Below are 22842 nucleotides of genomic sequence, written 5' to 3' on the forward strand. Positions count from 1 at the left end.
TCATGCGGATGTCTCGACTGTACCGGCGAGGGCAGGATGCCCTGGCGACAACCGGCAAGATGCCGGCGCTACCAAAAAATACAAGCTATGTCATCCCCTGTAACTACCATCATCGACGTCGGCAAGCACGAGGGACAGAGCGTTACCATTCGCGGCTGGCTCTATAACCTGCGCGAGAGTGGGAAACTCTTGTTTCCGCAGCTGCGTGATGGCTCGGGCGTGATTCAGGGTATCGTGCCCAAGAATGCCGTGTCGCCCGAAGTCTTCGAAGCCGTAAAGAGCTTGACCCAGGAATCCAGCGTAATTGTTGAAGGCAAGGTTCGCGCCGACAAACGCGCTCCCGGTGGCTATGAGCTCGACATCTCGAATGTGCAGGTAATCCAGCGGGTCGCCGAAAATGATCCCTATCCCATCTCGCTGAAAGAGCATGGCGTCGACTTCCTGATGGAGCATCGGCATCTCTGGGTACGGACGCCACGGCAGGCTGCGATTTTGCGGGTGCGGGCAGAGATTATCAAGGCTGCGCGCGATTTTTTTGACGAGCGCGGCTTCACGTTAACGGATCCCCCAATTCTTACGCCGGCCGCGTGTGAAGGTACAAGCACGCTGTTTCCCGTCGATTACTTCGACGAGCAAGCTTACCTTACGCAGTCGGGACAGCTTTACATCGAAGCCACCGCCATGGCGCTGGGCAAGGTCTATTCTTTCGGACCAACCTTTCGCGCCGAGAAATCCAAAACGCGGCGGCACCTTACAGAGTTCTGGATGGTCGAGCCCGAGGTCGCCTACGCCACAATTGATGACATCATGGATTTGGCGGAAGGGTTCATCAGTTTTATCGTGCAGCGCTGTCTGGAAAAACGCCGCCCGGAACTCGAAACCATCGGTCGTGATGTCAGTAAGCTGGAAAAAATTACAGCTCCTTTTCCGCGCATTACCTATGACGAAGCGGTCAAGATGCTGCAAGAAGGTCACGCAGAAGGAAAAGTAGAAAACAAATTCGAATGGGGCGGCGACTTTGGCTCGCCCGATGAGACCTATCTCTCTTCCAAGTTCGAGAAGCCCGTGATGGTGCATCGCTATCCGACACAGATCAAGGCTTTTTACATGGAGCCCGATCCGCAGCGCCCCGAACTCGCGCTTTGCGTAGATGTCCTCGCGCCCGAAGGCTACGGAGAAATCATCGGCGGCTCACAGCGCATAGGGTCATACGAGCACTTGCTCAAGCGCATTCACGAGCACGGATTGCCGGAAGAGGCCTTCAAGTGGTATCTCGATCTGCGCAAGTATGGCGGCGTTCCCCACGGAGGTTTCGGTATGGGCATCGAACGCGCCGTGGCCTGGATATGCGGGCTGGAACATGTGCGGGAGACCATTCCGTTCGCGCGAACATTGAATCGTATTTATCCGTAGGAAAGTCTTTTATGGTTGAAACTGCAGTCCTGGAAAACAACCCCGAAGTTGCAACCAAGCCGGCAACCTCTTCAAAATTTCCCCACGGCAAAAAGATCCGTGTAATCGGAGTGCCGCTTGACCTGGGCCAGTCGCGCCGCGGCGTGGATATGGGCCCTTCCGCGGTCCGGGTCGCTGGACTGGAAGCGCGCCTGGAAGCCCTTGGCCACGACGTGGAAGATGGTGGAAATATCCCTGTTGCCATTGCCGAGCAAAAAAAAGAAGGCCGGGCCAACGCAAAATACCTGAAAGAGATCACCGAAACCTGCACCAAGCATGCCGAACTCATCGTGAAGACTTTGGAGGCCGGCAAGATTCCTTTAGTGCTGGGTGGCGACCACTCGGTGGCTGCCGGAACTGTGGCGGGCGTGGCTGAATTTGAACGCCGCAAGAATGAAAAGATCGGCCTCATCTGGGTTGATGCTCACGCCGATATGAATACTCCTGAAACTTCCCCAAGTGGGAATGTGCATGGCATGCCCCTGGCTGCGCTTGTGGGGTTAGGTCCACCCGAGCTGGCCAATATTTTTAATTTCTCGCCTAAAGTTGCAGCAGAAAATTGCGTGCTGGTAGGGGCGCGCGACATTGACGCAGCAGAAAAAGAAAACATCCGCAAAGCCGGCATCGAGGTTTTTACCATGCGCGATATTGATGAGCGCGGCATGCGCTCCGTCATGGAAGAGGCGCTACGCCTGGCAGGACGCGACACCGTCGGCTATCACGTCTCGCTCGACATGGATTGGATTGATCCTGAAGACGCCCCCGGCGTGGGCACTCCGGTGCGCGGCGGCGCTACCTATCGCGAGGCCCACCTCGCCATGGAGATCATCGCCGACCACGCCCGCATGCTGAGCTTTGAAATCGTGGAAGTCAACCCCGTCATTGACGAGCACAATCAAACCGCCGACTTGGCGGTTGAACTTGCCATCTCAGCCTTTGGAAAAAAGATTCTTTGAAGTTTCCACAAACAAAAAATTGGCGCCCCTTTGCGGAGCGCCCAAATTCTATACACCCAAATTCCATATAGATGACACTTCCATTAGTTGGGCATAACCACGGTGTCAATCACGTGGATTACGCCATTCGACTGGAAAACATCGGCAATCGTGATGGAAGACGTATTGCCCTTCTCGTCTTTCAGGATGAGCTGTTTGCCTTCCTGCGACACCCAAAGCTTGCCGCCGCTCACGGTGGTCAGCGAAGCCGTTCCCTTGCCTTTTTTGATCATCTTTTTCAGGTCAGAGGCGCTCAGCTTGCCGGCAACAACGTGGTAGGTCAGTACCTTGGTCAACATGTCTTTGTTCTCCGGCTTAAGCAGGGTATCAACCGTTCCCGCCGGAAGTTTGCTGAAAGCTTCATTGGTGGGAGCGAAGACCGTAAAAGGTCCAGCCCCTTTGAGCGTGTCTACCAGTCCGGCTGCCTTGACCGCCGCCACCAGCGTGGTGTGGTCGGCCGAGTTGACGGCGTTATCAATGATGTCTTTCGTGGGATACATGGCCGCGCCACCCACCATGGGATCTCCGGCAAAAGCCATGACCGAGGTCAGAGCGATCGCAAGGGCCGCAATCGTGATTACAATTCTCTTATTCACAGCAAGTTCTCCTAACTTTGTTTTTGTGATTTGTACTGCGCTTTGATTACGGCAATGCATTTACGTTTGGATTGCAATTCTCGTTGCAAAAAAGTTTTTAAAAAATTCAATCCGGATTTCTGTCTCTCACGTAATCATCATTGAGAAGAAAAGAAATTCTGCTCCGGCTGCCGGCTGAATCCTTCTCCAATATGTCTTGCTGCGAAAACAAGTTGGAGCGTGCCATAATGAGCGCTCATGCCATTCGAGCTCTTCATCAACGGCGGCACGTTTGATGTCCACAGCCTCGACGAGCTGCGTTTGCAGCTCAGGAAAGTCAATCAGACACAGTTTTCAGAATTGGAGTTATGCACACCTGACGGCTGGCCGGTGCTTCATGTGCTTGTGAATGGTGAAACAGCCTGGCTGATGTTTCTGCGCTACGAGGGTGATGCCGGCTTTTCCACGCGTAATCCCGACTACGCCGGATCAGAAAAAGATGTAATCGAGTTCTACCTCTCCAACGGACAACGCGATGAATACCCAGCTTCGTGGAACATCACGACCATCGAAGCCTTGCGCGCACTGGAATATTTTTTTACTGACTCCAAGCGCGCACTCTGGCTCGCTTGGCATGAAGGCTAGGTCGTGTCATCGGCCCGCAAATCGGCGATCAGCTTTCACCTTGTGGATACAATCGCCTTCATTATTGCTTGTGGTTAGAGCAGGGAATCGAGGGTTGGGAATCAGCGGGATCGGTGGAATCAGGGGTTTTGGATAAAAGCTTGCCGTCTTTCAGGGTGTACTCGGTGCCTCGCCAGGTCACATTGTGTCCGGCGAAGCTGACGAGCCATACGGCAGCGGCGGCCCAATCCCGTAAAGGCAGTAGCCAAAAGTTGCGCCAGATTTGCCGGTCGTTCAGAACGCCGGCGGCCACGATGATGGCTGAGGTAATGCGCAGCCCCAGGGCGGCAGCCAGCAGCAGCAGCGACCAGGTTGCTCCTCCAGCCACGGCCGCGGTAATCATGGCCCAGGGAATCACGTAGGTAATGGTCGAACCCAGATAGCCCCACGGACGCGAGTCGCGTATCCCGCGCGCCAGTCGCAACTGGTGCTGAAAAAATTCGCTCCAGGTATAGGCCGGCAAAAAAGTCTGCACGCTTTGATCGGCAACTTCAACTTTGAATCCGGCACGCGAGACGCGGGCCCCAAGCTGGTAATCATCGGAAAGATAATTCACCAGAGATTCCAGGTCTCCGGCCTTTTCCAGGACATGGCGCGGCAACGCCAGTGTAGCGCCAAAAGCGAAATGCAACCCGCCTTCCAGGGTGCGGGCTGCGAGCACTCCCGATGCAAAATCTGTGTTGATGCTCAGCGCCTCCAGGTGCGAGCAAAGCGAGTTCGAAGCCCGGGCGCTATAGAGGCAGGTCACCATACCCACTTGTTTTGACCGGAACGGACGCATGACGTGGCGTAGGTAATCGCTTTCAACCCTGATATCGCCGTCGTTGATCACCAGGTACTCGTAACGGGCGGCGGGGATCATCTGCATCAATTTGCCGACTTTAGGATTTGTGCCCATACCCGGGGAGCAGACCACCGCCTCGATTTTTCTCTGGGGAAACTCGCGGCGAAGCTGCTCGATCAGCGGAGCGGCAGTGTCTTCCGCGTGACTCAGGCCAAAGATGATTTCGTACTCGGGATAATCCTGGACACAGTGGCTGCGGAAACTTTCATAGGCTCCGGGGTCGTAGCCTTTAACAGGTTTCAAGATGGAAATTGGAGGGGTGGATTCCTTCGACTCTGTTCCGCCATTGCCGCGCAACCGGAAAAACTGCCGTATGCCTGTAAAAACCAGAATCTGATACGCCACGCCCGCCAGCGTAGGGACGAGCGGCACAAGTACATACCAATGATGCGTTAGGAAAAAAAGCATTAATAAATTTAATCTTTAGAGAATGTAAAGCTCTTGCACGAAAGGCCAATTTACTATCATATCAAGAATGCTGCTGATTCTTTCATGCAATAGTATGAGGGGTAAGGGCTGGCGTTAAGGTTTTAAAAATCAGGGACGTACCCCTTTTGTCTCTACTTTACTCTTTCTCGCCTATACTCAGCCAGTGCCGCGAATCGCCATCGTCGCCGATTACGATCCGAGCTTCCCGCCGCATCCTGCCACGAGCGCGGCCCTTGCGCATACAGCGCAGGCCCTGAAAGTTGATCTCACGACAGAATGGTTGCCGACCGAGTCGCTCGCATCGGAAGGTTGGCAACATCGCCTGGACCCATTTCATGGCTTCTTCATCGGTCCGGGGAGCCCTTATAAGAGCCTGCAAGGCGGATTGAATGCAGTCCGTTTTGCTCGCGAATCCGGCCGGCCGCTCATCGCCACCTGTGGCGGATTCCAGCACGTGGTGATCGAATACGCCCGCAATGTCATGGGGTTCAGCGATGCCCAGCATGCCGAGTATGATCCTTATGCCTCCTGCCTGTTCATCTCGGCGCTGGTCTGCAGCCTGGCCGGCAAGGCCCTTCTTATTGATATCCTGCCCGACAGTCTGGCCTTTCGCGCTTATGGCTGCGCACAGGCAGAAGAGAGCTATTACTGCAACTTTGGAATCAACCCCGAGTATCGGCAGGATTTGGAAAATGCAGGGCTGGTTACAGCGGGAGTCGAAGCCGGGGAGGAACAATCGCGGGGCGAATCACGAATCTTGGAGTTGCCCAGCCAGCCTTTCTTCCTGGCGACACTTTTTGTGCCGCAAGCGCGTTCAACGCCAACATCTACCCATCCGTTGGTAGACGCATTTGTGAGCGCGGTAATTTCATCAGCATAGAGTTACAACTGCAATGCCCATAGGAAATGTAGCGTTCTTTAAAAGCAATCATCCAATATAGTTGGCGACTCATCGAACAGAATTCAATATAATAAAAATGATAGCTTCTGAACCGGATGATCGCTGTCCCCAGGTTTTACGCCGGCAACCGCCGGGCCGTTTCATGGGGAGAGAGGAAAGTCCGAACTCCACAGAGCAGTGTGCCAGGTAACGCCTGGGGGCCACGGTTCAAGCCGCGGTCACGGCCCAGTGCCACAGAGAACATACCGCCTCTAACGAGGTAAGGGTGAAAAGGTGCGGTAAGAGCGCACCGCCTCAACAGTAATGTTGAGGGCAGGGCAAACCCCACACGGAGCAAGACCAAATAGGGAAGGATCCGTCGCTTTGCGGCGGAGCGGGCCGGCTCGGCGCGCCAGAACTTCCGGGTAGGTCGCTGATGAGTGCGCGCAGCGATGCGCCGCCTAGAGGAATGATCGTCGTGTCCGGGCGCAAGTCCAGACATACAGAATTCGGCTTACAGGTTCAGTTGCTTCATGGGCCCTTCCGCTTCAGAGATGAAGTAGAAGGGCTTCAATTTTTGTGGTTTGACGTGCAGATGGCGAGGGCGCAGCAGCCTTGTTTTGGCTGCGGAGCCCTTAGATAGGGGTGAGCGCGGAGCGAGCGCCGAAAACGCGCGAGCGCAGCGCGAGGGCGTAGCAGCCTTGTTTTTTGGCTGCGGAGCCCTTAGATAAAAAACAAGGCTTCAATTTTTGTGACTTGTCAGGCGGATGGCGGATAGAGGGATTGAGTTGTTTGCGTAATGGGGTGATGCTATTTGTGTTGCCAACCCGTCAACCGGCTTGGGCGCGCGCGAAGCAGTGGTCTGAAGGTTGGCCGCCGGAGTGCAATCCAGGCTTTGCGCCTGCAGGGTGCGCTCGCCGAAGATGCGCACGTAGGCAATCGCCTGCATGGCGGTTTGCAGCCACAGGCCGGCCAGGCTGCCGAATTCCAGGGTGACGTGCACATCTTTGACCCACCACGAGGGGTTCTTGGCCAGCTCGCCATCAATACGCCGTATCAGGTAGGTCGTAGCATCCACCCAGGCTTGGCCCCGGATCATATTTTTCTCCTGCCGTTTGGGGATGAGCTGCAAGACGTAGCATGAGCTTCCCTGAAGCTGCTCGGTGCGCAGGAACTTAAAATCGTAATTCCTGCGCGAGATTTCCTGGGAACCTTCATCCTGGGCGGCAGCTCTTTCGTGCTCCAGTACCTGGCGCACAATTTTTTCTCCCTGCCCGCTGCCTTGGGCTTTCTGAATGGCAAAATTCTTGGTGCCCGGCGGCTGGAACTCTACTTTAGCGACAACCTGGGAGGTGGGAGTTTGGGAGTTGTTATCGAAGAATTGGTAACTCCTTGTGAGCGTATAAGGTTGTTGGGACCGGCTGGCAATTTCCGCCCGCTCCATGCGGGAGACGATCGTTTCCACGTCCTGCGCCGGGTCACTTGCGGCTGCAAAGGCACTCTGTAGAGAAGCCAATGCCACCCAGCCGGAAACCATCAGACATACGTAGCGACGTGATGTCTTCATGACTACTCCAAACCGCAATCCTACTGGCTGCGAAAACCACATGTGTCAAAGCGCTGTCACATTTCTGTCAGCAGTTCTGGATAGGTGAACATATGCCATACGCAAAGACCATGGGTTAGCCTGCTGAAGGATTAGAAGCCGCCCGCAGCAACGAGGTGGTCTGGTGGTGAACGACCAATGTGACCAAAGGACTAGAACAGTGTGTTTCTAACGCGCGGTTGCTCTGGCCGAAATCGTGAGAAGCTTGTTCTTGCTGCAAGGGATCCTATGGCTGTTGAAGACGGACGCTGACGAGGCTAAGAGATAGAAGCGGAGCGCTAGAAAGAAAAGAGAAGGCGCTAGCGCACGCCTGCCAGAGCCCGTGCCCGCCGTTCCGGATAAAGCGGGAATCCATCGCAAAATTCCACGACCTGCTTACGAATGCGGAGGAGCGCGGCAGAATCGGTGCGCTGGTTAAGGGCTTCTGCGATCCAGTGTCCCACCTGCCGCATCTGGTCTTCTTTCATGCCGCGAGTGGTAAGCGCCGGCGTGCCCAGGCGGATGCCGCTGGGCTTCAGCGGGGGATTAACGTCAAAGGGAATTGCATTTTTGTTAACCGTAATGCCGGCCTCGCCCAGAGCTTTTTCGGCCTCGCTGCCCAGCATGCCTTTGGAGAACACGTCCACCAGCATCAGGTGCGTATCCGTGCCGCCAGAGATGATGCGGAAGCCTTCTTTAGCCAGCTTCTCCGCCAGAACTTTGGCATTGGCAACTGTTTGCCGAGCATAGTCTTTGAAGGCGGGCTGCATGGCTTCCTGGAAGCAAACTGCTTTAGCTGCGATGATGTGCACCAGCGGTCCGCCCTGGATTCCGGGGAAGACCATTTTGTCTATGGCGACGGCATAGTCAGCTTTGCTCAGGATCATCCCGGCACGCGGGCCGCGTAAAGTCTTGTGGGTGGTCGAAGTCACGATGTGCGCATGCGGCACTGGACTAGGATGCACCCCGCCTGCCACCAGACCGGCAAAATGCGCCATGTCTACTAAATAGAGTGCGCCGACTTTATCGGCAATCTGCCGCATACGGGCAAAATCAATGATGCGCGCATAGGCGCTGCCTCCGCCGATGATCAGCTTTGGCCGCTCCCGCTCGGCAATCTGTTCCAGGTCGTTGTAATCAATAGTCTCGGTATCGCGCGTGACTCCGTAGGGAATGACTTTGTAAGTCTTGCCCGAAAAATTCAGATGATGTCCGTGCGTCAGGTGGCCGCCGTGGGCAAGATTCAATCCCAAAATGGTGTCGCCTGGCTGCAGCACCGCATACATGGCGGCCATGTTCGCCTGCGAGCCGGCATGGGGCTGCACGTTGGCGTGCTCGGCGCCGAAGAGTTGCTTGGCGCGGTCGCGCGCCAGGTTCTCGACGATGTCGGCAAATTCACATCCCCCGTAGTAGCGCTTGCCGGGATAACCCTCCGCATACTTATTGGTGAACACCGAGCCCATGGCTTCGAGCACGGCCTCGCTGACAAAGTTTTCCGAGGCAATCAGCTCCAGGCCTTCGTGCTGGCGGCGGGCTTCATCGTCAAGAGCAGCGGCAATTTGCGGATCGGTTTCAGAGAGCGGTTGCGACATCCAGTTGGACTTCATAATTAACAAAATTTTAACAGCATCGGGCGGTGGGATAGGAGAGAAAAAGCTTAACCACAAAGAACACGAAAGACAAAAACCAACCGCGGATTTCACGGATTCACGCGGATGAGGCTGAGATTCGTCTTCGCCAGGTAAACCTAATCCACGGTTGGTTTGCTTTTCTTCGTGTCCCTTTGTGAATCCCTTCGTGTCCTTTGTGGTTAAGCTTTTCTACATCAACAACTGTTTTTTCTTCTGCACAATGGGATGCTGCATCTCCTGCAAGTCGTTTTTCACCTGGTTCAGCCCATAGACGCAGTGTTCAAACTCCTTCGAGAGGCGGGCGAACAGGGGCGCGACTTTGGCATATTCAAAGTGCTCGAACTTAGAGACGATGTAGTAGCTCTCTTTGCCGGCCTTCATGAAGTCAATAAAGTTTTCCATGCGCTGCCGGCGCAGGCGGTAGTGGTTGATGCTCTCGGGAAACAGTCCGGTGAAGAAAAGCGTGTAGTCGCCAATGTGCTTGCGCACCTGGCGTTCGCGGTCAAACGATGGGGCCTCGCCATAGACTGGGTCCGATTCCAACAGCATTTCGCCTACGTCGTGCAGGGGCCTGCCAGAGGCGTTATGGACCTTGTAAAGTTGTTCAGTATCGCAGAATTCGCACAGCATGTTGGAGATATAGGCGTGGACTTCCGAATCCTTAATGCCTACATCTGAAGAGAAGTGATAGCGTACCAGTTCCTGAAACAGCCTGAGTAATGGGTTCGATTCCGCAATCATCTGACTACACCTCCGCCCTGGTCTGGGTTAAGTACATCTCTCAAACTTCTTTCCTTAAGGGGGAAGCTATTTACTTTGATGGCAATCTAAGGCCTTTGGGTTCACGGACGCAATAAGAAAGTGTGTGCTCCGCGCATTTTGTTAGCAGTCAACCCAGGTGAGTGCGAATCAGTGGTGGAAGAAAAGATATGCAGCGCTGGCAAGGTCCACATAAAGATGGGCCAGGATGATCGGTAATATGCGCCGGCTTTTTGCATAGTAAACCGCGTAGACCGAAAACAGTGCCGCAATGGAGAGCATATTGGGCACGCCCTGATAGATGTGGTAGAGCGATTGAATACCTACACTAAAGATGCCCGCCAGCAGAAGGCTGTTCTTCCAGGCGATGATCTCAGACATGACGTAAGCGCGAACAATCAGCTCCTCGAAAAAAGCATTGAGCACCAGGAACACGACAACAATGATGGAAACATGTGTGCCCAGCATGGCGGCGGCGTTGTCCCAGCGCTGCACGTAATGTCCGGTCGCGCGATAGTACGCCCAATTGATGCAAACGTAGCAAACTCCAGAGGCGAACCAGGAGAGCAGGAACAAGCCCACCGAAACAGGAATGTCGAGCAAACGAAATGAGAGGCCGATGTCGCGCAGGGTACGTCCCTGGCGGAACAGGATATAAGACAACAGGGCGAGAGAACCCGCTTCCTGAACAATTGCCGCGCTAAGCCGGAATGAAATATAGGATGGAGATCGCGGCGCGGTACCAAACAAAAAATAAGCAAAAAATGCATTTAGAAGCGGAGGTCCGATTGCGACTCCCAGCAACAGCAGCAGTTCAAGCCTGCGTACGGAGAGCGGAGTCTGTTGGGCGGCGGGTAAAGAAGGCGGAGCCGGATCGGCAGGGCCTGAATCCTTGTTCGTTTCCTGCAGTGTAGGATTGGCGGAGTCCAGGTCCATGCGCTGAATAGCCTGAGTCTAACAGCAACTTGTCCTGAACGTATCTTCTGAATAGAATGCTCACACTCAGATTATGCCTCGTCAAAACATATCCAGTGGAACGCGTTGGGAGCCGATTGTAGGATATTCGCGCGCGGTGCGCATCGGCAATGTCGTGCACGTTTCCGGCACTACGGGCACGGACGCCGATGGAAAAGTTGCCGGTGATGCTTATGCCCAAACCGTGCAGACCTTGAAGAACATCGAGTCGGCCTTGAAAAAAGCGGGCGCGGACTTGAAAGATGTCGTGCGCACGCGCATCTTCGTCACCAATATTGCTGAGTGGGAGCAGGTCGGCCGTGCCCACGGAGAGTTTTTCAAAGATATCCGCCCGGCGACTGCCATGGTTGAAGTCAGCAAGCTGATCGCGCCCGAGATGCTGGTCGAAATTGAAGCGGAAGCCATCATCGGCGCCGACTGACACCAATAACAAATGTTCCGCTGCAGGGGAACAATATGACCATTCGCAAGCTTTTTCTACCTGTTTTGCTCGCCTTCACTGCGCTTGCACAGATAAAAGCGCAGGAAAAACCCGGTACGCCTGCCGGGAGCGACGCGCAAGTTAAAGTCATCCGCGCCGGCACGCTGATTGACGGCTCCTCGGCTCAACCGCGTCATAACCAGGTCATCGTCATTCGCGGCAACCACATTGAAAAAGTTCTGCCTGAGCAGGCAGCCGAAGCCGTACCCGGCGGTCCGGGCGTCGAGATCATTGATCTAAGCCGTGCCACCGTGCTGCCTGGCTTGATAGACACTCACACTCACACTTTCCTTCAAGGTGAAGATCCTGACCAGGGTGGCTACGATATTCAGCTTCTGAAATATGGGCTGGCCTACCGCGCCGCACGCGCCACGGTTTCGGCGCGCCGTGCCTTAGAGCAGGGCTTTACCACCATTCGCGATCTCGAAACCGAGGGCGCCGGCTATGGCGACATCGGCATCAAGCACGCAATCGAAGACGGATATATTCCTGGCCCTCGCATCTTTACCACGGGACGCGCAATTTCAACCACCGGTGGATATCCTCTCGAAGGCTACGCTCCTGAAATTGAGAGCACGTTGCCCAAAGGCGTGCAGATCATTGATGGTCCCATCGAGGCCCGCAAAGCTGCCCGCGAGCAGTTGGATAACGGGGTGGATTGGGTCAAGGTCTACATGACGCATCGCTCCTGGCTCGACAAGCAGGGCAATCTGGTTTCGCAGCCCACGCTCACCGTGGAAGAATTGAAGGCCATTGTGAATGAAGCCCACGGCTGGAAGAGAAGAGTTGCCTGTCACGCTTACAACGGCGAGGGATTGCAGCGCGCCCTTGATGGCGGATGCGACTCCATCGAACACGGCCTGGAGTTGACCGACGCCAACATCGCTCAGATGCTCAAGCAAGGCACCTGGTACGTGCCCACATTGAGCGTTTACTACTCCTGGTGGTCGCCGGAAGGCACGGCTGCGGGCAAGCGTGACCGCAAACGCGCCGAAGTGCATATCCTCTCTTTCCAGAAGGCAATGAAGGCGGGGGTGAAGATCGCCTTCGGTACAGACGTAGGCGGCTTCAGTTGGAGTGATCCCATCGCGCAGGAGTTCGGGCGCATGGTCGAGTTCGGCATGGCACCTATGGATGCAATCCAGGCCGCAACCTCCCGCGCCGCCGAGCTGCTGGAGATGCAGGGCCAGTTGGGTGTGGTTGCTCCCGGCGCGTATGCGGATATTGTGGCGGTCTCGGGCGATCCGCTGAAAGATGTGAACGAGTTGAAGTCGGTCAAATTCGTCATGAAAGACGGAAAGGTCTTCAAGAACGAGCTGCAATAATCATGGCTGGCTACTCGGGAACACCGCTGATCAAAAAACTGGGAATTAAAGAAGGCTTCAACATCGCTCTGATCGAAGCTCCCTCGGATGTAAGCAAAGAACTCGGAATCTCGCCGAAAAAATCAAACGGTAACCCGCCGCTCGATTACGTGCATTTGTTTGTGAAGACCCAGGCAGAACTGAAGACAAAATTCCCACTTTGGGCGGCAAAACTTACTCCGGCGGGTATGTTATGGATCTCGTGGCCGAAGAAAACCTCCGGTGTAGCTACAGACTTGAATGAAAACATCATCCGCGACGTCGGACTCGCTGCAGGCCTGGTAGACGTGAAGGTCTGCGCCGTGAATGAAATTTGGTCAGGGCTGAAATTTGTGATTCGCCTCAAAGATCGGCCGGTGCAAAAATCAAAACCCAAAAAATAAAACCATGAGAACCAATCGCACCATCGCCCTGGCCCGCATACTTACCGGCATAATATTTCTCTTCCTGGGAGAGTTCAAAGTCGCCTCGCCGGCCTTTGCTCACGGCGGCTTTCAGAAATATCTGCAGTCTTTTATTGGAGTGGAAGCGGTCCCGTTTTATGGCCGGTTCCTGGCGCGCTTCGTGATGCCGCACGCTGAATTCCTGGGATACACCATCGGCGTGCTCGAACTCGTCATCGGTGCCTTTCTGGTGTTGGGCCTGTGGGTGCGTCCGGTTTCTGTTGTCGGCATGCTGTATATGCTCAACCTCACGCTGGCGACCTGGCACGGCGGCGGCCAGGGACCAATGTGGCACTACGTCGCCAACCAACTCGATCACATTCCACTGCTGTTGCTTTTTGCTGTTTTCTTCACAACCTACGCCGGCGAAGTGTGGGGGATTGATGGATTTCGTTCATCAAGAGGCGGCAGGCACTCGGCGTATTGAGAGAATGTCCGTGTGAAGCGCGGTTGATAGCCAGTGCTTGTGCTCGTTTGTTGAGTTGTTGGCAGGCGCATCTTTACTGCCACTGTTCGATCATCCAGCAGGCGCGCCGGGCATATCGGCGCAGGCGCGGGTCGGGATTGATCACCACGCGCTGCCCTACGCGCTGCAGCATCGGCAGGTCAGAATACGAGTCGGTATAGAACCAGCTTGATGCCAGGTCAACCTGCTCTTGGGCGGCGAACTGCTCTGCCCAGTGTACCTTGCCCACCCCATAACAGGCCGGAGGTTGGATTCGGCCTGTGAATCTACCGCCCTCGACCTCGAGCCGTGTGCATAGGACGCCGTCGAGCCCAAGTGCTTCGGCCACTGGCTCGGCCACATAGCGTGGCGATGATGACAGGATCATGCACACGTGCCCGTCTTTGCGGTGGCGCGCAATGCGTTCGCGCGCTGCCGCCTGAACCTCACACAAGATCTCGGCATGAACCCAAAGGCGGCATTTTTCTACCAGTTCGGCTTCGTCGCCGCCCGCCATGCCAGCTACAACGCGCTGGGTCACATTTTCGAAATCCAACGCGGTGAATTTGTATCGCATCAGCCATGTAAGCGCGCGCACCATTTCCAGCCGCGTCAATTCGCCGTGCCGGCGCAGGTAGTCAATCCACCGCCGCCCAGAATTACAGCGGAGCAGCGTATTATCCATATCAAAAAATGCCGCAGTGCGTACCATTTACATATATTCCATGGGAAAAGGGTTCGGCGCAAGACATTCGTGATACTCAAGTCCGCGCAATTCGGGGTCTATTCGGTCTTTCAGCGGCACTCCCCGCCGAACGGTATAATCAAGAATTAGCTCTATGCCAAAAACTCGACTGATACGTTCCACCACAGTGCTGTGCGTCCGCCGCGAAGGGAAGGTTGTTATGGCCTCCGACGGGCAGGTGACGCTGGGTGAGGCGGTTATCAAACACACAGCCAAGAAGATCCGCAAACTCTACCAGGATAAAGTCTTGGCCGGGTTTGCCGGCTCCACCGCAGATGCCTTCTCGCTCTTCAGCCGCTTTGAAGCCAAGCTGGAGCAGTATCACGGCAATATGGGACGCGCCGCCGTCGAACTGGGCAAAGACTGGCGCACCGATAAAGTTCTCCGCCACCTGGAAGCGCTGTTGCTGGTCTGCGATGTCGGCCAGACCTTTGTCATCAGCGGCGGAGGCGACGTCATTGAACCTGACTCCGGCATCGCCGCCATCGGCAGCGGAGGGGCCTATGCCACCGCGGCCGCCCGCGCTCTCTATGAAAATACCAATCTGCCGGCGCGCAAGATCGCGGAAGAGGCCATGCGCATCGCCGGTGAAATTTGTATTTACACGAATAACAATGTAACCATCGAAGAACTGCAAGGCTGACGGCCCGCCCAACCGTGGGTTTGACATCGAGATAAGAAATGTTTTTTGTGTTTTCTTCATTTCTTGAATATTTTCTCCGTGTCCCCGTGTCGTCATGGTGAAATAGCTATTAACAGGAGTTGTATTGTGGCTCTTTATCTCCCCGGAACTACTGAAGAACAGGAACTCGTGCTCGATGAGCTTACCCCGCGCGAGATCGTCGCTGAACTTGATAAATACGTCATCGGCCAGGCAGCCGCCAAGCGTGCTGTTGCCATTGCTCTGCGCAACCGCATGCGCCGCCAACGGCTGACGCCCGAGCTGGCGGAAGAAATTATTCCCAAGAACATCATTATGATCGGCCCCACGGGCGTGGGAAAAACTGAAATTGCCCGACGCTTGGCCAAGCTGGCCAACTCGCCCTTCATGAAGGTTGAGGCTTCAAAATTTACCGAGGTCGGCTACGTGGGCCGCGACGTCGAATCCATGGTCCGCGATCTGGTGGAGATTGCCATTGACATGGTGCGCCAGGAAAAGCTGGAAGACGTGGCCGATAAAGCCGAGCTGAACGCCGAGGAGCGCCTGCTTGATCTCCTGTTGCCTCCTCCGGCGCCTGCTCCCACGGATGGCAATCCTAACGTCTTGCCCGCGGAGAGTGACTCGCACCATCGCACCCGCGAGAAGCTGCGCCAGCAACTGCGCGAGGGCAAGCTCGACGAGCGCACGGTTGAGCTGGAGGTGCGGGAGAAATCATTCCCCGCCTTCGAGATCATCTCCAACCAGGGCGTGGAGGAGATGGACGTCAATATTAAAGACATGCTACCCAACATCTTCGGCCAGCGCACCAAGAAGCGCAAGGTGAAGGTCAGCGAAGCCATTGAATACCTCATCCAGGAAGAAGAGCAGCGCCTGGTGGATATGGACCAGGTAACGCGCATTGCCGTCGAGCGCGTCGAGCAGTCGGGCATCATCTTCCTCGACGAGATTGATAAGATTGCCGGACGCGAAGGCGGCCACGGGCCAGACGTCTCGCGCGAAGGCGTGCAGCGCGACATTCTTCCCATTGTGGAAGGCACGACTGTGAATACCCGCTACGGCATGGTGCGCACCGACCATATTTTGTTTATCGCCGCCGGGGCATTCCACGTCTCCAAGCCCAGCGATCTTATTCCCGAATTGCAGGGCCGTTTCCCAATTCGGGTAGAGTTGCAGTCGCTCACCATGGAAGACTTCATACGCATTCTCACCGAGCCCAAGTCTTCACTGGTCAAGCAATATACGGCGCTGCTCGAAACCGAAGGACTGAAGCTGGAGTTCACCCCCGAGGCCCTCGATGAGATTGCACACTTTGCTTTCCGCGTGAATGAAAACATGGAAAATATCGGGGCGCGGCGCCTGCATACCATCATGGAGCGCGTGCTGGATGCCGTGAGCTTCGATGCGCCCGACTTGAAAGAAAAAGAAGTGAAGATTGATGCCGCTTACGTGCAGAAGATGCTCAGCGATATCGTGAAAGACCAGGATTTGTCGCGCTATATCCTGTAATCCAAATCTCCTGATCTCGGGTCCGATTGAATAGCAACCCCAAATCCGCAGTGTTGCTCGCATTCGCCCTGGGTGTGCTGTTGTATGTCGCTTACACCTTGCGCTATACGCTGCTGCTCCTCTGGGTGAGCGTGCTCATGGCCGTGCTTCTCAGCCCGATCGTGGATTGGATTTCCCGCTGGAGCATCAAAGGACGCCACCCCGGCCCAGGCTTTAGCCTGTTGATTTTCTTCTCTGGGATTGCGGTTGTCCTCGGCCTGTTTTCCTGGCTGGTCGTTCCCCCGATTGTGAGCGACGCCCGCGGGCTCTCTCAGCAGCTGCCCGATCATGTGCAGCACCTGGTCAACTGGGCCCATCAGCACCTGCCCATGAGTTCGCATCTCGACGAAAACGATCTCAAGCGTTACGCAGAGCTCTTGATCGGCGGCATTGGCGGCGTATTTAGAAACGTCACCAGCGGCGTTGTCCAATTCATTACTGTCATTTTGTTGGCGGCATACTTCATTCTGGACGGCAAGACTTCGTTCGACTGGATGGTCTCGCTCTTTCCGGCAGGCCAACAGGGGCGTTTGCGTGCCACCCTTGAGCGTGGCGGCAGCCGCATGCGGCGGTGGCTCGGTGGCCAGGGATTGCTCATGCTGGCTCAAGGAATCACAGCCACCATCGCATATTGGTTGCTGCACGTGCGTTATTTTTATGCGCTCGGTGTCTTGGCCGCGATCTTCAATATTATTCCCGTTCTGGGACCAGTGCTGACGCTGATTGTTGCTGGCCTGGTCGCTGCGCTTGATGGTTTTGGCAAGGTTCTGGGAGTTACGATCTTCTACGTGGTCTATCACAACCTGGAAAATGCTTTTCTCAATCCGCGTATCATGAAAGCGCGCGTTCATCTGCCCGCGGTGGCTATCATCGTTTCCATCGTCATCGGCGAGGCCGTCGCGGGAATTTTGGGAGTACTGATTGCAGTCCCCACCGCCGCCCTGATCGCAGAGCTCATCAGTGAGTATCTGGTCAAGAGCAATAGCGCGCCTGGGTCTCCAGAGCCAGCACTTCCGGCTCAACTTGCTTCCAAGTAGGAAGCATTTTCCGCTCCTGCTGGACAATTAGCAAGCCGCGCCTATACCCTGAGTCAATACTCATATGGGCTCAGAAGCAGTCATTTCTGTTCGTGATTTACGAAAAAATTACGGTGCGCTGGAAGCGGTCAAAGGCATTGACTTCGAAGTATGTGCGGGCGAAGTCTTTGGACTTTTAGGACCGAACGGCGCGGGCAAGACGACCACGGTAGAAATCCTGGAAGGCCTCCGTCCGCGCAGCGCCGGTGGGGCTTCTGTTCTGGGATTCGATCCCGACCGCCAGACCCAGCAGTTGAAGGACCGCATCGGAGTCTGTTTGCAGGCCACCAACCTGCCGGAAAAAATCCGCGTGCGCGAAGCGCTTGACCTATTTGCGACTTTTTACACCCGCAACGTCAGCGCCGATCAGCTTCTCAAGCGCCTGCAGTTGTGGGAGAAACGCGAGGCGTTTTACTCGACCCTCTCCGGAGGCCAGAAGCAGCGGCTGGCAATTGCACTCGCGCTGGTGAATGATCCGCAACTGCTGTTTCTCGATGAGCCCACCACGGGGCTTGATCCTCAGATTCGCCTTGAAATTCACCGCCTGGTGGAAGAGCTGAAGGCGGAAAAGCGTACCGTGGTGCTGACCACGCATTACATTGAAGAGGCCGAGCGCCTGTGCGACCGCGTGGCCATCATGGATGAAGGCAAGATCGTCGCCATGGGCACGCCTAAAGAGCTGCAGCAGAAGAGCCGCGAGCAATCCCGTATCGAGATCACGTGCGCCCAGCCTTTTGATGGCATTCAGTTACCGCAATGGCCCGATGCGGTTGACAGCTGCCTGGATGACGACCGCCGCACTCTGACGGTCCATTCCACCCGCCCCGCCCGTACTTTGGTGGAGATCATGAAGTGGCTCGACCAGAACGGAATGCAGTTGGAAGATGTACACCTGAAGCGGCCTACCCTGGAAGATGTCTTTGTGGAGCTTACAGGCAAGAAGCTGCGGGACTAAATCGAAATCAAATGAACACGAAATCTTATTTGGCACTCATTGCGATTGATCTGAAGCTGGCGTTACGCCGGCCGGCGGTGATCTTTTTCAATTATCTTTTCCCGCTCATGTTCTTTTTTATCTTTGGAATGTTGTTTAAGGCAGGCCGCGTGCCCGGCGCCATTACTCAGGTTCTGAGCATGACCATTGCACTGGGCGTGCTGGGCAATGGATTGTTCGGCGCAGGCTTGAGGGCCATCCAGGAGCGAGAGCTGAATATCCTGCGCCGCTACAAGGTGACGCCGATTACCCCGGTCCCCTTGCTGTTGGGTTCCATGGTTACCGGCTGGGTCATTTTCTTGCCTTACATCGTGGTGATATTCTGGCTCTCGCACGTCCTCTACCACATGTCATGGCCGTCAAACATGGTGTCAATTCTGGTCTTTATATCCGTGGGGCAAGTGGCCTTTCGCGCCATGGGATTGGTGATTGCCTCGGTCGCCAACTCCATGCAAGAGGGCACAATCCTGGTGCAGCTTTGCTACTTTCCCATGCTATTTCTGAGCGGCGCTACTTTTCCTGCTGAAATGTTTCCCAGGTGGCTTCAGATCGTCACGAATTTCATCCCTGCAACCTATCTGGTGAGAGGAGTAAAAGAGTTGATGGTGGAAAACCATAGCCTGAGCCAGGAATGGACAGCGCTTGCGGCACTGCTCACCACCATCGTGGTCGGAGTAATCGTGGGCATGAAACTCTTCCGCTGGGAAAAAGACGAGAAGATCCGCACCTCCGCCAAGCTCTGGATTCTTGCCGTACTGCTGCCGTTTCTGCTTTTGGGAATCTGGCAGGCGTACAAATAGAGTTCAGCTCATATCTGCGGCCGACAGTGGAAGCCTGGGTTTGCGTGTGACCCAAAATCGCCGCCGTCAGGTGAAAGAAGTCACCTGCCGCGAGCTTGCTTTGCAGGTAGAATAGCTCTGTCGGCTCCATACGCACTTTGCGCGCCCGTAGCTCAGTTGGATAGAGCGGCTGGCTTCGAACCAGTAGGTCGGGAGTTCGAATCTCTCCGGGCGCGCCATTCCTTCCAACCCTCGCATTTTCGATATCAAAACATTCACGCCCGATCCTTCGGCTGCGCTCAGGATTTCGCCTGCGGACTCTCACCCCAGCAAGCCAAAACCGGGCTTGCCGGGGACCCCGAGGCTCCCGCTTCGCTCACGCCCGCAAAACGGCTCAAGTTCGAATCTCTCCGGGCGCGCCATTCCATCGATTTTGCTCTTTGGAAGATCACGTCAAGCAGTGTGCGACGGGGGTACTTGCAGCAAGTGGCTGGAGCCCTAAAAACAGCGCTGATCACCGCATATTTGCTGGGGAAAATTGATTTCAGGGTGGGGACTTGCTGTGTGACAGCTCAAAGTTCGCAGCTCCAAGCTCCAAGGAAAAGCAAAGCCTTTTCGCCACGGATGAACGCGGATGAAAAACTGCTTCCATTCCAAGGGCTCCGCTGCGCTGCGCCCGGCCTTCGGCAGAGCGGAAGGAACACTTTGTCCATCCTTACCCAGCGCTGGCGCGCTGGGCTAACCTCTGTTCGCGCTTACAGCGCTCGAATTTTCAAAGACTGGCTTCATTCTAAGGGCTCCGCAGCCAAAACACGGCTGCTACACCGTCCTCACCCCATCAAGCCAAAACCGGGCTTGCTGGGGACCCCGACTCGCGCTACGCTCGCGCAATCCGGCGCTCGCTTCGCGCTCACCCGTTCTAAGGGTTCGGCAATACCGACCGACAACGAATTTTCAAAGACCTCTAAGGGCTTTATTCTAAGGGCTCCGCGGTAGACCGCTTTGCCCTCGCGCTGTGCTCGCGCTGGCTCGGCGCTCGCTCCGCGCTCAGCTTTCACATAAGGGCTCCGCAGCCAAAACAAGGCTGCTGCACCCTCGCGCTACGCTCGCGCAATCCGGCGCTCGCTCCGCGCTCACCCTATTCAAATTAAACCCTGCATTCTGGAATGCTGTTCGAACTTGTGAATCTGCCTTTCTACCTTCTTTCAACCTTTCTACCTTCTTTCAACCTTTCTACCTTCTTTCAAAACGTACGTATGTAACGAGGGCCGGGGCTCGGGCCGTTCTGCTGCGAACTGTTCTCCGGAGCTTTCTCTGGCTGGTTTGGCACTATGAAAGGTGGAAAGGGAGAATGCCCGTGCAGGATTCGTTCATAGCGCTGGGAGCCTCCCTGCTGGCCGTTTGCTTGTGGTTCGTTTTGTTCGTTCCGTTGCTGGGCTTCTGCCTGTGGCTGGGCTTTTGCCGGTTGCTGAGCTTTTGCCTGATTTTGGACGCTGGTGACGGAGGCGGGGCTGATGCCGTCTTGCATCCCTTGTTCTGGTTTGTCTTCTTTTGTGTATTGTTTTATGTCTGGCTGGACGGGCGAGGAGAAGGGGTTCTCGGCCGAAGTACCGATGGTCTCGCGAGGATAGATCTGGGCCCCGGTGATATCCCTAAATACGAGGTTTAAGCCTTCTATGGGCTGTTTTTTGGCGCGGCGGGAGGCTTGGCGGGTGGCCTCGCGTTGGTTGCGCGCCTCGAACTCAAAGGTGCGGAGCACAGCGAGAGCGCACTGGCGCATTTCGGCGGCGGCGCGGAGGTCAATGTTGCCCTGGCAGAACTGGCGGGCGACCTCATTTAAAAACTCGGCCACGCTGGAGGCTTCGCGCATTGGTTTGGCGAGAAGGCAGGCCAGCTCTGGAATGGCTTGGGGAGTAGCTGGGGGGTTGCGCCTGCGAAGGACTCCGCCGGCGCGGCGTGCCGCCGCGCTTTTCTTTTGGGACTCGGGATCGTGAAGGAAGCAATATTGCCTGCCCTTCCGGGGATGGGCGTTGCACTCGGTCCCGTCAGTACGTTTATGGCAGCAACGGGGTTGCTGGCTGGGGTTGGTTTTTCTTGCAAAGAGCTGTGCGATTTTCATAGATATCCTTTCCGGTATCCTTTTTAGGGACACCTGAGGACAATGATCGCGCACAATTGGTAGAATTGAGCTTTTTGATACCAGAATGATATCATTTCGAATCTTTTTCGCTACTGATAGGCACAGATTTAAAGACAAAATCCCCACCCTTCGCAAAAAGCGCGCGAAAGAGTGGGCCACCCAGCCAGTTCGGGCCTCGACGACGAACTGCTTAGCGTAACGGCCTTATTCCAGGTTCCGCGGCTTACTCCACAGCCGCGGGCACCGTGACTATGGCCGCCGCCATTGCGAGCTTGTGATCCTTGTTCCAGGGCGGCCCGACGGCCCTCCGCACCTGGAGGAAGTGAGCGTCGAGGTTCTCTACACGCAACGCTTGGCGCGCCGCGCCCAATACGCTCTTCGCGTCGTACCAGTGGACGGGCCAACCCCGTGCCTCGGCCGCGGAGGCCAGGGCCTTGCGGTACATCACCCAGTCGGCAACGTTCTGCGCACGGTAGTCCTTGATTCGCTCGGCAATCGTGGGTGGAAGCGGTGGGCACTTGCGAAGGGCGACACCAAGGATACGCGGCACCGCCATCGTGACAGCCTCCAAGGCAAGCACCGCGTGCCTCTCCGCCGACACGCGCACGCGCTCTACTAACTCCACGGCCTCGCCGAGCGGGAGCCCTTGGCCTTCGCTGTGGTGCGGAATCTTGGGCAGGCCCTCGCCCACGAGTTCCACCCGGCGGCGGTCGAGGAGCCGCCCATCACGCGCCACCGTCACCAGCACCGCCCAACCGCCATGATCTGATACCCCGATGATGCCAGCGTTTCTCGATATGGACATGATGTTCCTCACGCCTAACCTCGCCCTTTCAAGGCTGGGAGCTGGTTGATTGGCTCCGATACGATAGCTCAACAAAGCCGTTCTTATAAGCGACTACGTTCTTCAGATGCCACTTCTGCTCGGTGCCGGAGATACACAAGCAATCTTCAATTTCAGCGGACGTCAACCTGGAAAAAGCGTCTGGTAGTTGCCTGCGAGTAATGGCCTTTCCCCTCAGCCCGAACGCCGACGCGCCTAATCGTGTCCCTGCGTGAAGATAGATCAGAGACGGAGTCTTCCCGAGAAAAGCACCCAGACGATGTGCAATGTCATAGACTGTGAGAGAGCCGATTCCACGGATGGAGCCGATCTCATCTTCGACTATCTGATAAAGTGCAGCGAAATTTCTCGCCCTTCGGAGACTCTTCGCAACAGCCTCCAAACGTTGCTTTGCACGTCCGAGAACGGACTGAGGAATACGCCGCTGATGTGGATGGCGCGCTCCATCCGGTGTCACACAAAGAGATGCCTTCTCCATTACTGCGAACAGGCTGCGCTGGCTTTCGAAATAGCGCA

The 22842-nt window shown here is 55.7% G+C and carries 22 protein-coding genes, 1 tRNA gene and 1 other RNA gene; 15 read left to right on the forward strand and 9 right to left on the reverse strand.

Features of this window, described 5'->3' with window-relative positions:
* Positions 1-87: 87 nt before the first annotated feature.
* Both asnS and rocF read left to right on the forward strand, forming a co-directional pair.
* The gene (gene asnS / locus VK738_00535; GenBank protein HTD21118.1) at positions 88-1413 is read left to right on the forward strand and encodes an asparagine--tRNA ligase; all 1326 of its coding nucleotides are present in this window, start codon (positions 88-90) and stop codon (positions 1411-1413) included.
* Positions 1414-1424: 11 nt separating this feature from the next.
* Complete coding sequence (gene rocF, locus VK738_00540) at positions 1425-2408, forward strand: arginase (GenBank protein HTD21119.1); 984 nt, start codon at positions 1425-1427, stop codon at positions 2406-2408.
* A gap of 83 nt (positions 2409-2491) precedes the next feature.
* Here the strand turns inward: rocF and VK738_00545 are convergent, their stop codons facing one another.
* On the reverse strand, positions 2492-3043 hold the full coding sequence (locus VK738_00545; protein ID HTD21120.1) for a fasciclin domain-containing protein: 552 nt from the start codon (positions 3041-3043) through the stop codon (positions 2492-2494).
* A 237-nt stretch (positions 3044-3280) separates the two neighbouring features.
* On the opposite strand from VK738_00545, the gene VK738_00550 reads away from it, so the two are divergent.
* Positions 3281-3667, forward strand: a complete 387-nt coding sequence (locus VK738_00550; GenBank protein ID HTD21121.1) for an Imm1 family immunity protein — start codon at positions 3281-3283, stop codon at positions 3665-3667.
* Between the two features lie 61 nt (positions 3668-3728).
* On the opposite strand, the gene hpnI is transcribed toward VK738_00550, so the two are convergent.
* Positions 3729-4922 (reverse strand): bacteriohopanetetrol glucosamine biosynthesis glycosyltransferase HpnI, encoded by a 1194-nt coding sequence (gene hpnI / locus VK738_00555; GenBank protein ID HTD21122.1) that lies wholly within the window; start codon positions 4920-4922, stop codon positions 3729-3731.
* Between the two features lie 220 nt (positions 4923-5142).
* Here hpnI and VK738_00560 point away from each other — a divergent pair, with 220 nt between their 5' ends.
* Positions 5143-5859, forward strand: a complete 717-nt coding sequence (locus tag VK738_00560; GenBank protein ID HTD21123.1) for a hypothetical protein — start codon at positions 5143-5145, stop codon at positions 5857-5859.
* Positions 5860-5967: 108 nt separating this feature from the next.
* Positions 5968-6388, forward strand: an RNA gene (rnpB, locus tag VK738_00565) — RNase P RNA component class A.
* A gap of 213 nt (positions 6389-6601) precedes the next feature.
* On the opposite strand, the gene VK738_00570 is transcribed toward rnpB, so the two are convergent.
* From VK738_00570 to VK738_00585, 4 genes are all read right to left on the reverse strand, one after another.
* Positions 6602-7426, reverse strand: a complete 825-nt coding sequence (locus VK738_00570) for an outer membrane lipoprotein-sorting protein (GenBank protein ID HTD21124.1) — start codon at positions 7424-7426, stop codon at positions 6602-6604.
* Between the two features lie 338 nt (positions 7427-7764).
* Positions 7765-9051 carry a serine hydroxymethyltransferase gene (gene glyA / locus VK738_00575; GenBank protein HTD21125.1) on the reverse strand — a complete coding sequence of 429 codons (1287 nt, stop codon included), beginning with the start codon at positions 9049-9051 and terminating at the stop codon, positions 7765-7767.
* 213 nt (positions 9052-9264) lie between these two features.
* Positions 9265-9816, reverse strand: coding sequence for a hypothetical protein (locus VK738_00580; protein HTD21126.1), 552 nt, complete (start codon positions 9814-9816; stop codon positions 9265-9267).
* Positions 9817-9984: 168 nt separating this feature from the next.
* Positions 9985-10770, reverse strand: a complete 786-nt coding sequence (locus tag VK738_00585) for a CPBP family intramembrane glutamic endopeptidase (GenBank protein HTD21127.1) — start codon at positions 10768-10770, stop codon at positions 9985-9987.
* Between the two features lie 73 nt (positions 10771-10843).
* On the opposite strand from VK738_00585, the gene VK738_00590 reads away from it, so the two are divergent.
* Genes VK738_00590 through VK738_00605 form a run of 4 tightly spaced genes read left to right on the forward strand, consistent with a single transcriptional unit; the run spans position 10844 to position 13524 of the window.
* Positions 10844-11230 carry a RidA family protein gene (locus VK738_00590; GenBank protein ID HTD21128.1) on the forward strand — a complete coding sequence of 129 codons (387 nt, stop codon included), beginning with the start codon at positions 10844-10846 and terminating at the stop codon, positions 11228-11230.
* A gap of 35 nt (positions 11231-11265) precedes the next feature.
* Positions 11266-12615 carry an amidohydrolase family protein gene (locus VK738_00595; GenBank protein HTD21129.1) on the forward strand — a complete coding sequence of 450 codons (1350 nt, stop codon included), beginning with the start codon at positions 11266-11268 and terminating at the stop codon, positions 12613-12615.
* Positions 12616-12617: 2 nt separating this feature from the next.
* Positions 12618-13037 carry a hypothetical protein gene (locus VK738_00600; GenBank protein ID HTD21130.1) on the forward strand — a complete coding sequence of 140 codons (420 nt, stop codon included), beginning with the start codon at positions 12618-12620 and terminating at the stop codon, positions 13035-13037.
* Between the two features lie 4 nt (positions 13038-13041).
* Positions 13042-13524, forward strand: coding sequence for a DoxX family protein (locus VK738_00605; protein ID HTD21131.1), 483 nt, complete (start codon positions 13042-13044; stop codon positions 13522-13524).
* Positions 13525-13597: 73 nt separating this feature from the next.
* Here the strand turns inward: VK738_00605 and VK738_00610 are convergent, their stop codons facing one another.
* The gene (locus VK738_00610; protein ID HTD21132.1) at positions 13598-14254 is read right to left on the reverse strand and encodes an HAD family hydrolase; all 657 of its coding nucleotides are present in this window, start codon (positions 14252-14254) and stop codon (positions 13598-13600) included.
* A 127-nt stretch (positions 14255-14381) separates the two neighbouring features.
* On the opposite strand from VK738_00610, the gene hslV reads away from it, so the two are divergent.
* The 6 genes from hslV (at position 14382) to VK738_00640 (ending at position 19581) form a co-directional block, all read left to right on the forward strand.
* Positions 14382-14930, forward strand: coding sequence for an ATP-dependent protease subunit HslV (hslV, locus tag VK738_00615; GenBank protein ID HTD21133.1), 549 nt, complete (start codon positions 14382-14384; stop codon positions 14928-14930).
* Between the two features lie 126 nt (positions 14931-15056).
* A complete protein-coding gene (hslU, locus tag VK738_00620) occupies positions 15057-16454 on the forward strand; it encodes an ATP-dependent protease ATPase subunit HslU (GenBank protein ID HTD21134.1) in 1398 nt (465 codons plus the stop codon).
* 50 nt (positions 16455-16504) lie between these two features.
* Positions 16505-17530 (forward strand): AI-2E family transporter, encoded by a 1026-nt coding sequence (locus VK738_00625; protein ID HTD21135.1) that lies wholly within the window; start codon positions 16505-16507, stop codon positions 17528-17530.
* 64 nt (positions 17531-17594) lie between these two features.
* The gene (locus VK738_00630) at positions 17595-18524 is read left to right on the forward strand and encodes an ABC transporter ATP-binding protein (GenBank protein ID HTD21136.1); all 930 of its coding nucleotides are present in this window, start codon (positions 17595-17597) and stop codon (positions 18522-18524) included.
* Between the two features lie 11 nt (positions 18525-18535).
* A complete protein-coding gene (locus VK738_00635) occupies positions 18536-19363 on the forward strand; it encodes an ABC transporter permease (protein ID HTD21137.1) in 828 nt (275 codons plus the stop codon).
* 141 nt (positions 19364-19504) lie between these two features.
* Positions 19505-19581, forward strand: a tRNA-Arg gene (locus VK738_00640).
* Positions 19582-20585: 1004 nt separating this feature from the next.
* Here VK738_00640 and VK738_00645 read toward each other — a convergent pair.
* Entirely contained in the window at positions 20586-21461 is an 876-nt protein-coding gene (locus VK738_00645) for a hypothetical protein (protein HTD21138.1), read from the reverse strand.
* A gap of 244 nt (positions 21462-21705) precedes the next feature.
* Complete coding sequence (locus VK738_00650) at positions 21706-22287, reverse strand: hypothetical protein (protein ID HTD21139.1); 582 nt, start codon at positions 22285-22287, stop codon at positions 21706-21708.
* Between the last annotated feature and the right edge of the window lie 555 nt (positions 22288-22842).

Source organism: Terriglobales bacterium (assembly GCA_035487355.1).
Lineage (GTDB): Bacteria > Acidobacteriota > Terriglobia > Terriglobales > Acidobacteriaceae > QIAW01.

Excerpts from the sequence above, each read along its gene's own strand:
- asnS (HTD21118.1), top strand. The coding sequence starts at position 88 with ATGTCATCCCCTGTAACTACCATCATCGACGTCGGCAAGCACGAGGGA.
- VK738_00585 (HTD21127.1), bottom strand. The coding sequence starts at position 10,770 with ATGGACCTGGACTCCGCCAATCCTACACTGCAGGAAACGAACAAGGAT.
- VK738_00605 (HTD21131.1), top strand. The coding sequence starts at position 13,042 with ATGAGAACCAATCGCACCATCGCCCTGGCCCGCATACTTACCGGCATA.
- VK738_00550 (HTD21121.1), top strand. The coding sequence starts at position 3,281 with ATGCCATTCGAGCTCTTCATCAACGGCGGCACGTTTGATGTCCACAGC.
- VK738_00570 (HTD21124.1), bottom strand. The coding sequence starts at position 7,426 with ATGAAGACATCACGTCGCTACGTATGTCTGATGGTTTCCGGCTGGGTG.
- VK738_00630 (HTD21136.1), top strand. The coding sequence starts at position 17,595 with ATGGGCTCAGAAGCAGTCATTTCTGTTCGTGATTTACGAAAAAATTAC.
- VK738_00635 (HTD21137.1), top strand. The coding sequence starts at position 18,536 with ATGAACACGAAATCTTATTTGGCACTCATTGCGATTGATCTGAAGCTG.
- VK738_00590 (HTD21128.1), top strand. The coding sequence starts at position 10,844 with ATGCCTCGTCAAAACATATCCAGTGGAACGCGTTGGGAGCCGATTGTA.
- glyA (HTD21125.1), bottom strand. The coding sequence starts at position 9,051 with ATGAAGTCCAACTGGATGTCGCAACCGCTCTCTGAAACCGATCCGCAA.
- VK738_00645 (HTD21138.1), bottom strand. The coding sequence starts at position 21,461 with ATGAAAATCGCACAGCTCTTTGCAAGAAAAACCAACCCCAGCCAGCAA.
- VK738_00650 (HTD21139.1), bottom strand. The coding sequence starts at position 22,287 with ATGTCCATATCGAGAAACGCTGGCATCATCGGGGTATCAGATCATGGC.
- hslV (HTD21133.1), top strand. The coding sequence starts at position 14,382 with ATGCCAAAAACTCGACTGATACGTTCCACCACAGTGCTGTGCGTCCGC.
- rocF (HTD21119.1), top strand. The coding sequence starts at position 1,425 with ATGGTTGAAACTGCAGTCCTGGAAAACAACCCCGAAGTTGCAACCAAG.
- VK738_00595 (HTD21129.1), top strand. The coding sequence starts at position 11,266 with ATGACCATTCGCAAGCTTTTTCTACCTGTTTTGCTCGCCTTCACTGCG.
- VK738_00610 (HTD21132.1), bottom strand. The coding sequence starts at position 14,254 with ATGGTACGCACTGCGGCATTTTTTGATATGGATAATACGCTGCTCCGC.
- VK738_00580 (HTD21126.1), bottom strand. The coding sequence starts at position 9,816 with ATGATTGCGGAATCGAACCCATTACTCAGGCTGTTTCAGGAACTGGTA.
- VK738_00600 (HTD21130.1), top strand. The coding sequence starts at position 12,618 with ATGGCTGGCTACTCGGGAACACCGCTGATCAAAAAACTGGGAATTAAA.